Below are 9172 nucleotides of genomic sequence, written 5' to 3'. Positions count from 1 at the left end.
TTAACTTTGACCTTCACTTTGCCTCTTGCTTTTCAGCGTGTTGCCCCGTGTCAGTGGGTGCGCATTATAGGGAGATTTAAGATTGGTGCAAGCGTTTTTTTGATAAAAATACAAAAAAACGCTCAATAGCATAAAATACAACCAAAACCCTTGGTTTTAGTGTATTTTTTAAGCAGAAGCTTATTCACTTTCTACATTTAGAAGCCATCCGCACTTTTCTTGATATCGCGCTTCTTGTTCTAATTCGCTGCACATAAGAGGATGTTCATCTAACCAAGTTTTAGGCATCGTCAGTGTCAGCGTTTCTGGCTCTGACGCCGTCAGGAATAATTCTGGTAAAACATCATCCTGTCGACGCATAGATAAAATTACACCTATGCGCAGCAATCGTATCAAGACTTCAGCTAAATGTTGATTAACACCCAACGTAGAAAACGAGTCGGTATCTATATCAAGACGATGACAGCTCACCAAAGCAGCAATAAGCTGTTTTTGCGCACGCGTATACCCGGGCATCACACTATTATTGAGTATATATGCACTGTGAAGGTGATACTCTTTGAAATCGATCAATAAGCCAATTTCATGCATCACAGATGCTGCTTTAAGCGCATCGCTGCCAAAACGCATATCTACAGACCAGTACCCTTGGAGTTGGTTTAAGAAACCATTGCTAATTTCATAAACTCGCTGTGCTTGTAAGTTATCGACATGATAGCGTGCCATAAAACAATTGAGAGTGCGTTTTCGAATGTCTGCAACACTCAAGTCTTCAATCATACTGTACAACACACCTTCACGCAGTGCACCGCCTGCCAAACCCATATATTCAATTTCTAAAGATTCGAACAAGGCAATCAAAATTGCGAGGCCTGATACAAATACTAAGCGTCTTTCTTCACTCAGCCCGGGAAGGTCGAGCTGTGGAATTGTTTTACATTCGCTTGCAAGCGCCTTGATATCGTATAGTTTGTCCAGTGACAGATATTCATCTAGGCCAAGTGCCGAGAAAATTTCCTGAATAGCCTGCACCGTACCCGAAGCGCCTATCGCAAGCTCCCAACCAACCTGTTGGAATGCGGTGACATGAGGAGCAATTGTATTTTTTGCAGCTGCAATGGCGCTGGCAAAGTTTTCTTCACTTAATTGGTCATCTTTGAAAAACTTTTCTAGGTAAGTAACACATCCCATATTAAGGCTGTGGTAAACCTCCGCATCAAAGCCTCTACCTATGACAACCTCTGTACTTGCGCCACCAATATCCACAACCAGTTGCTTGCCGTGACATGCCGATGTATGTGCCACCCCTTTATAGATAGTACAAGCTTCAAGTTCACCACTAATAATTTCTATTTTATGGTTCAGTATACTTTGTGCTCGCTGTTTAAATTCATCAGCATTCACAGCCAAACGCAATGTCGCTGTTGCAACAATCTTTATATTTTGCGCTGGAATATCCTGTAGTCGCTCAGCAAATAAAGACAGACATTCCCACCCACGCTCCATCGCTTCTTGTGATAAAACATTTTGTTCATTTAGCCCGGCAGCTAGCCTAACTTTGCGTTTCACTCGGCCAATCGTATGGACTCCGCCCGCCATATGCTTTGCAATAAGCATATGAAAACTATTAGAGCCCAAATCAATGACGGCATATACATTATTTAGTGGTGAGTTGTATCCCACGCTTGTAACCTCTACTTACCTTTACTGCTTTTAACTGTGCTTAGGCGATGATTTTTGGTAATTACCTTGACGTCTAGAATTACCACGTTTCCTTTGACCAGCAGGGTAGTTTCTACGATGCTGCTTTACTGGTGCTTTTATATCATCTAGTAGTGCAGACTTATCGTAATGAGAAATTGGAATAGCATGTTCAATATACTCTTCTATCTCATGTAAGTTGTATGCATACTGCTCACACGCAAAACTAATTGCATGTCCAGAAGCACCAGCTCGCCCTGTACGCCCTATGCGGTGTACGTAGTCTTCTCTGTCATCTGGTAAATCAAAGTTAAATACATGACTGACTTCAGGAATGTGCAACCCACGCGCAGCAACATCTGTTGCAACAAGCAAATCTAAATCACCTTTAGTGAACTTAGCTAAGATTGACAATCGCTTCTTTTGATTCACATCGCCTGTTAACAAGCCAACTCGATGCCCATCAGCTTTTAACCACTCGTACACGTTTTCACAACTATGCTTGGTATTAGCAAACACGATTGCTTTATCTGGCCACTCTTCCTCGATTAGCGTTAAAAGTAAAGGCAATTTGTCCTCTTGTGAGGGTTGAAATAATTCTTCTTGAATTTGTTTGCCAGTTTTAACATCAGGTTCTATTTGCACATGTACCGGGTTGTGCATGTGCTCAAATGCCAACTCTTGAACTCGATAAGACAACGTCGCAGAGAAAAGTAGGTTCATGCGATCTTGCGTACCAGGCATGCGATTAAACAAATAACGTATGTCTTTAATAAAACCAAGATCAAACATACGATCTGCTTCATCTAACACAACAACTTCAATGCTATTTAGGTTAAAAGCTCCCTGTTTATAGAAGTCAATGAGCCTTCCCGTCGTGCCAATTAAAATATCGACACCTTTTTCTAGCTGTGCCCGTTGTTTTTCATATTCTTCGCCACCATATACTAGTCCTAGTTTTAAATTACAGTGCGGTGCGATGATTTGAGCATCTTTGTGAATTTGTATTGCAAGCTCTCGTGTCGGAGCCATTATAATGGCGCGCGGCTGTACCGAAGTTTGCTGCTCTGGTTGCGATTGCATTAAACGATGACAAGTCGCGGTCAGGAACGCCAATGTTTTACCCGTTCCTGTTTGCGCTTGACCCGCAATGTCCCTGCCTTCACATACGTAAGGCATACACTTTGCTTGAATTGGCGTACAATATTCGAAGCCATTCGCTGTTAAACCGGCGACCACTTCCGGTGCTAAAGCAAAGTCTGAAAATTTCGTGTTGGTCAAATGTGTCTTAGTCATAGCAATAAAGCATAACGTTTAAACTTGCAATAAGAAACAAGAGTGTTTAAATACGCACTAAATAATTCGCCAAATTTCTATCGGAGAACGTAATGAGCGACAAAATAATTCAATTAACTGACGATAGCTTTGAAGCTGACGTACTAAATGCAACAAGCCCAGTTCTTGTGGACTTTTGGGCAGAGTGGTGTGGTCCATGTAAAATGATCGCGCCAATTCTTGATGAAGTAGCTGATGAGTTCGATGGTAAAGTAAAGATTGCCAAGCTAAACATCGACCAAAACTCTGGCACGCCAGGTAAGTTTGGTATTCGTGGTATTCCAACGCTACTTCTTTTCAAAGATGGCGCGGTTGCTGCGACTAAGGTTGGCGCACTATCTAAAACTCAACTAGTTGAGTTCTTAAACGAAAACGTTTAAAAAACAATAAAAACCCAAGTACCGCGTATTTGGGTTTTTACTTTTGCTGACTAGCGGCAACTAAAAGATAAATGGATTTATTTTTTGTATAAAGACTGGACGACTCGCTAGCTAGCTGCTAACTTATAGAGCCACTAACCTTTTATCGAATATCAACTCAATCCCTCGTGCGACGAGAAGACAACGTTAATTAAAGAACCCACCAATATGCATTTACGCGAACTTAAAGACAAGTCAATAAATGAGCTTGTAAAACTTGCCGAGTCAATGGGACTCGAAAACGTAGCCCGTCTAAGAAAACAAGATATAATCTTTGCGATTTTGAAAGCGCACGCAAAGAGCGGCGAAAACATCTATGGCGGCGGTGTTTTAGAAATTCTCCAGGACGGTTTTGGCTTTTTACGCTCTTCCGAAGCTTCATACCTAGCGGGGCCGGATGACATCTATGTATCGCCGAGTCAGATCAGACGCTTTAGTTTGCGTACTGGTGATTCAATTAGCGGTCTTATCCGTCCACCTAAAGATGGCGAACGTTACTTTGCATTGTTAAAAGTAAATGAAGTCAACTTTGATAAGCCTGAAAACTCTCGAACTAAAATCCTATTTGAAAACTTAACGCCAATTCACGCGAACGAACGTTTAGTTATGCAACGTGGTAACGGTAGTACTGAAGATATCACAGCTCGAGTTTTAGACCTTGCATCACCAATTGGTAAAGGTCAACGTGCACTAATCGTTGCACCACCAAAAGCTGGTAAAACAATGTTACTACAAAACATTGCGCAGTCTATCTCTTACAACAATCCAGATGCGACATTGATGGTACTACTGATCGACGAACGTCCGGAAGAAGTAACAGAAATGCAGCGCTTAGTACAAGGTGAAGTCGTTGCTTCAACCTTCGATGAGCCGGCGAGCCGTCACGTACAGGTTGCTGAAATGGTGATTGAAAAAGCAAAACGCCTTGTAGAGCATAAAAAAGACGTGGTGATCCTACTTGATTCAATCACTCGTTTGGCACGTGCTTACAACACAGTCATTCCTTCTTCTGGTAAGGTACTGACTGGTGGTGTTGATGCTAACGCACTACATAAGCCAAAGCGTTTCTTTGGTGCAGCGCGTAACGTAGAAGAAGGCGGTAGCTTAACCATTATTGCAACAGCACTTATTGATACTGGTTCTAAGATGGATGAAGTCATCTACGAAGAATTTAAAGGTACTGGTAACATGGAATTGCACTTAAATCGTAAGATTGCTGAAAAGCGCGTATTCCCTGCAATAGACTTCAACCGTTCAGGTACACGTCGTGAAGAACTATTGACTAAACCTGATGAACTACAAAAAATGTGGATCTTACGCAAGATTGTACATGAAATGAGTGAAATAGATGCGATGGAGTTTTTAATCGATAAGCTCTCAATGAGTAAAACAAACGATGAGTTTTTTGACTCCATGAAACGCAAATAAAAAAAACCTGCTTCGGCAGGTTTTTTTTTACCATTCTTCAGCTTGGATTTAGTTCTAAATTAGACTATACCTATTAATCTAATTGGAAAAAGTTTCTAGTTTTTAAACTCATAGAAAGGAGTATCAAGTATATGCGTTTAAACGTCGGTGTCATCAGTACCACGTGCGCCAACATTGTTATCACAGTACTTTGCGCTGTTTATTTTGATTTTACTTTAACAGCTACACTTCTCTTATGTACCTTAATGCTCCTCAGCGCCGTGCTTATTTATTTCACGATTTCAAAGTACATTAATAAGGGGAATTATCTTGATGACCTAATTAATGCGCTGTTGTCAGAAACTCATATTGACTTAACTTATAGATTTGATGATCAAGATAAAAAGCTGCCTCCAGCCTGCCTAGCTCTCAATGCCGGACTCGCAACCATAGAACATTTGATCTGCGAAGTGTATACCTGCTCAGCTAGGTTGGGCCCTATGGCTGATGACCTTAGGGACACTTACGCTTCTATGACTCAAAAAGCGACTATTCAACACGCACATGGTGAAGATTTAGCTGAGTCGATAAATCGTATGCTAGTTGTTTCCAGAGAACTAGATGAGAACCTAGAAAAGATTTACAACTCTGTCGAAAGCGCAACCGAAGCGGTCAAGAAAACGAGAATTGATACCGACAAAAGCCAAGAAAGCTTGCTTAGCCTTGCTAACCATATTCGTCAAACTAGCCAACAAATTGAAGTGTTAAAAACAGACAGCGATTCAATTAGTGCCGTGATCGATGTCATCAACTCAATTGCCGAACAAACCAATTTATTGGCACTAAATGCCGCCATTGAAGCTGCTCGCGCAGGGGAGCAAGGGCGTGGTTTCGCAGTTGTTGCAGATGAAGTGCGAAATTTAGCAGCTCGAACAAGCCAATCTACGCAGGAAGTCCGTACTATGGTGAGCAAAATCCAAGCTGGTACGGATAGCGCGCACTCTTTAATGCTGCTTGCTTTAGAGGAAACGGATAAAACAGTTCAGCTGTCTGAAGCCTCAACCAGAGAAGTGGATCAAATAGAGCATGCTATGTTGGATATTAACGCGATGTCTCACAGCATTCATACTCAGGTATCCCAGCAAAAAGAGGTATCAGATGAGGCTCAATCCAGTATAGAGTCCATGGTTGAACTCAACTCTGATGCTTTATCTAGCTCCAAAATTCAGGCTGTATCGAGCAAAGACTTACTGAACTTATCTTCAAGCATCCACGAAAAGCTCAGCATTTTTAAAACGGAAACGCCTGAACCAGATATAGATCCTCGAGTTGATAAAAGTCGTGCGCATCAGCCAACCGTCAGTGCTGAAAAAACGCAGCCGATGCACATCGAGGAAGATCAGGAATCAAGTGACATCGAATTGTTCTGAATATGATTGCACTTTGAGTTCATCGCACAAAATCAAAAATAAGTCTTGGTATTGTGCGCTGTTTTGCTCTTTTAGTGCTTGCTCGAATTGCTTTGCAATATCTGCGATTGGCGTAAAACCAAATACGGATGCCGCTCCTGCTATTTTATGGCAGTGGTACTGTAAACCGTCGTAGTCACTTTCCTGCCACAAATCTATGAGTTTATAGCGCTCTTGTTCAAGAGTAGAAGCAAAGCTCTGCTTTAGATCAGTCATATCCAAGCTCATGTCTGTATCATTGAACTTTTCAACGTATTCACCCAGCTCAGCATGCAACACCGCAACCAGCTTGTTATGCTCAATCGGTTTGCTTAGGTGACCATCAAAGCCATAATCCAGATAATAACTGATCTCGTGTTCCATTACGTTTGCCGTCAACGCATAGACAGGTCCTTCGAACCCTGCTTGACGCAATAATTTTAACGCCTCTAAGCCGTCCATTTCTGGCATTTGTATATCCATTAGCACCAAATCAGGAAAACTGCTAAGGCACTTTTCAACCGCCTGACGTCCATCAACAGCGGACTCAACCTTAACACCCAGCTGACATAGAATCCGCTCGAACAATGCGCGGTTATCATCGTGGTCTTCAGCCACTAAAACTTCGCCATTAAACATTGCTCCTAGCCCTATTTGTGGTATCCGCTCTGACACCTCATAGCTTGATGCATTCAAACGCGTGCATGGCAACCAAAAAGAAAATTGACTGCCCACATGTAATTCACTGACAACCCGGATTGTTCCCCCCATCATGTTTGCCAGTTGCTGTGACAGGCTTAGCCCCAACCCAGAGCCACCAAAACGTCTTGTAATACTATTGTCGCCCTGCTGAAAGTAGTCGAATATCTTGTCTAGCTGCGATTGAGGCATACCTATGCCCGTATCACTTACCGTAAATAGTAGTCTATTCTCAGAGTATTCCGCTATTAATTCAACATGGCCCTCACGGGTAAACTTAATCGCATTGCTCAATAAATTGATAAGTACTTGTTTGACCCGAACGTAATCTAAGCAAACCAAACATGGGCTATCTAACTGGTGGTCAACGATCAGCTCAAGGGACTTTTCCATGCAGGGGTGATGGAACATATCTGTGACATCAGTGAGCAATGCCTCAACATTAAACTCCGTCATCTCTAGCTCTAATTGCTCAGCTTCTATTTTGCTGAGATCCAATACATCGCTAATCAGTTCCTTTAAATGTTCTCCCTGCCTCACGAGCACTTCCAATGGCTCCCTTAACTCAATGTTTCCCTGATTTTCACGCAACATGTTTTCACTATAGCCAAGAATCGCAGTAAGCGGTGTTCTGATCTCGTGGCTAATATTGGCTAAAAATTGACTTTTTATCTGGTTAGCACTGCGCAGCTGATCTGCTGTTTTTTGCAATTCTGCGGTACGCTGTGCGACTTCATGACGAAGGTCCAGCTTGGCTTTTCGTTCAATACTGCGCCGATACCATGCAACCAAGGCCAAAAATGCAAAGCCAATGACTAAGCAACTCATCCAAATTAGCTGTTGTTGCTGTTGCCGTTTCAGCACTTGTAGTTGTTGATCCTGTTTCAATTGAGCCAGCTCTCGACTCAGTTCACTTTCTTCAAATTGAGTTTGATACTTTTCAGCTTCTTCTATTAAGGTTTGATTTAACAGCTCAGCACGTCCTTTGTTATATTCTGCCAATATGGAAAGTGCCTGTGCAGTTTCCCCCTGAGCAGATTTGGCCAACGCAAGTAACGACATCGCTTTGTACTCACGCAAAGTTGCACCTAACTTTTTACTTATTTCCATACTGCGCTGAGAAGACTCCATTGCAGACAAGGCGCGACCATTAATTAAATCGAGTTGTGCCCGCACGTGCAGCGCTTCCGACATATTAGATAAATTTCCCGATTTTTCTGCGTAGTAAACCGCAAAATTTACCTCTGCTTCCGCTCGCTCCACCTCTTCGAGAGCAACACTGACTTTTGCTAAGTTTGTATATTCGTATGACAAGTGTTTAATATCATTTGCAGCCTCATAGTAATCAACGGCTTGTTGCAATAGCACACGCGCCTCTTCATAGCGCCCAGTTTGAGTATATACCACCCCCAAGTTTGCTTGAGAGAGCGCTAGACCATAACTGTCTGAAAGTTCGTTAAAAAGTCTGATTGCTTTTGCAAGTAACTCCTCCGCTTTTTCATAGCGCAGTAAGCGAATATACACACCGGCGATATTCAGGATAATATCTGCTTCATCCTGTTTATTGCCGTGTGTTTGATAAAGAGAATACGCCTGTGTAAAAGACGACAATGCATTGACTAAGTCATGCATTTTCAAATACGACAAGCCTAAATTATTTTGAATATGCGCAATCTCTATTGCTGGCATGTGTGATTGTGCGAGGATCAGTGCTCTGGCATACTCTTTCTGTGACGCCGCAAATCCACCAGAGTGATACCAGCCAATTCCTTGCATTTTAATCGCTTGAAACAGCAATTCCGGAGACTGCTCCACGTTAACCGCAAGCTCTAGCTCTTTGAAATAGCCAATACCATCATTCAAATGCCCAGCTTCAAAGGCGAGTTTCCCCATTTGTTTTAACAAAGACGCCCGTTGCTCTGACGCCAGTTGAGGGTGACTTAAAAGTTGTTCCGCTGCCATTTTTTGCTCTTGCCAGCGCCCTAACTGAGCAATATTTTCCATTTGCTGCTCCAGTGACCGTATATCACTTAAAGGCTGTGATGCAGTTGCCTGGACACCTAAGCTCAGTATCACTATCAACATGCAACATGTCTTTATTAATGCCATCCGTGTTAACCCTAATTTGCAATAGCGTAATATTTCATCAACAATATCTTAGGC

General features: G+C 42.3%; 6 protein-coding genes. 3 read left to right on the top strand and 3 right to left on the bottom strand.

The features are described from left to right. Positions 1 to 180: 180 nt before the first annotated feature. On the bottom strand, positions 181 to 1683 hold the full coding sequence (gppA, locus tag N483_RS18355) for a guanosine-5'-triphosphate,3'-diphosphate diphosphatase (RefSeq protein ID WP_023399076.1): 1503 nt from the start codon (positions 1681 to 1683) through the stop codon (positions 181 to 183). A gap of 30 nt (positions 1684 to 1713) precedes the next feature. Next, positions 1714 to 2997, bottom strand: a complete 1284-nt coding sequence (gene rhlB, locus N483_RS18350) for an ATP-dependent RNA helicase RhlB (RefSeq protein WP_023399075.1) — start codon at positions 2995 to 2997, stop codon at positions 1714 to 1716. Positions 2998 to 3089: 92 nt separating this feature from the next. Here rhlB and trxA point away from each other — a divergent pair, with 92 nt between their 5' ends. The 3 genes from trxA (at position 3090) to N483_RS18335 (ending at position 6292) form a co-directional block, all read left to right on the top strand. Next, positions 3090 to 3416, top strand: coding sequence for a thioredoxin TrxA (gene trxA / locus N483_RS18345; protein ID WP_023399074.1), 327 nt, complete (start codon positions 3090 to 3092; stop codon positions 3414 to 3416). A gap of 207 nt (positions 3417 to 3623) precedes the next feature. Then, positions 3624 to 4883, top strand: coding sequence for a transcription termination factor Rho (gene rho / locus N483_RS18340; RefSeq protein ID WP_023399073.1), 1260 nt, complete (start codon positions 3624 to 3626; stop codon positions 4881 to 4883). Positions 4884 to 5014: 131 nt separating this feature from the next. Next, entirely contained in the window at positions 5015 to 6292 is a 1278-nt protein-coding gene (locus N483_RS18335) for a methyl-accepting chemotaxis protein (protein ID WP_023399072.1), read from the top strand. On the opposite strand, the gene N483_RS18330 is transcribed toward N483_RS18335, so the two are convergent. After that, positions 6269 to 9094 (bottom strand): ATP-binding protein, encoded by a 2826-nt coding sequence (locus N483_RS18330; protein ID WP_036975930.1) that lies wholly within the window; start codon positions 9092 to 9094, stop codon positions 6269 to 6271. The two genes, N483_RS18335 and N483_RS18330, sit on opposite strands and share 24 nt — an antisense overlap. Positions 9095 to 9172: the final 78 nt, after the last annotated feature.

Origin of the sequence: Pseudoalteromonas luteoviolacea NCIMB 1944, from assembly GCF_001625565.1 — a bacterium.
GTDB classification, from domain to species: domain Bacteria; phylum Pseudomonadota; class Gammaproteobacteria; order Enterobacterales; family Alteromonadaceae; genus Pseudoalteromonas; species Pseudoalteromonas luteoviolacea_F.
This window is presented reverse-complemented; position numbering and strand designations above follow the sequence as displayed.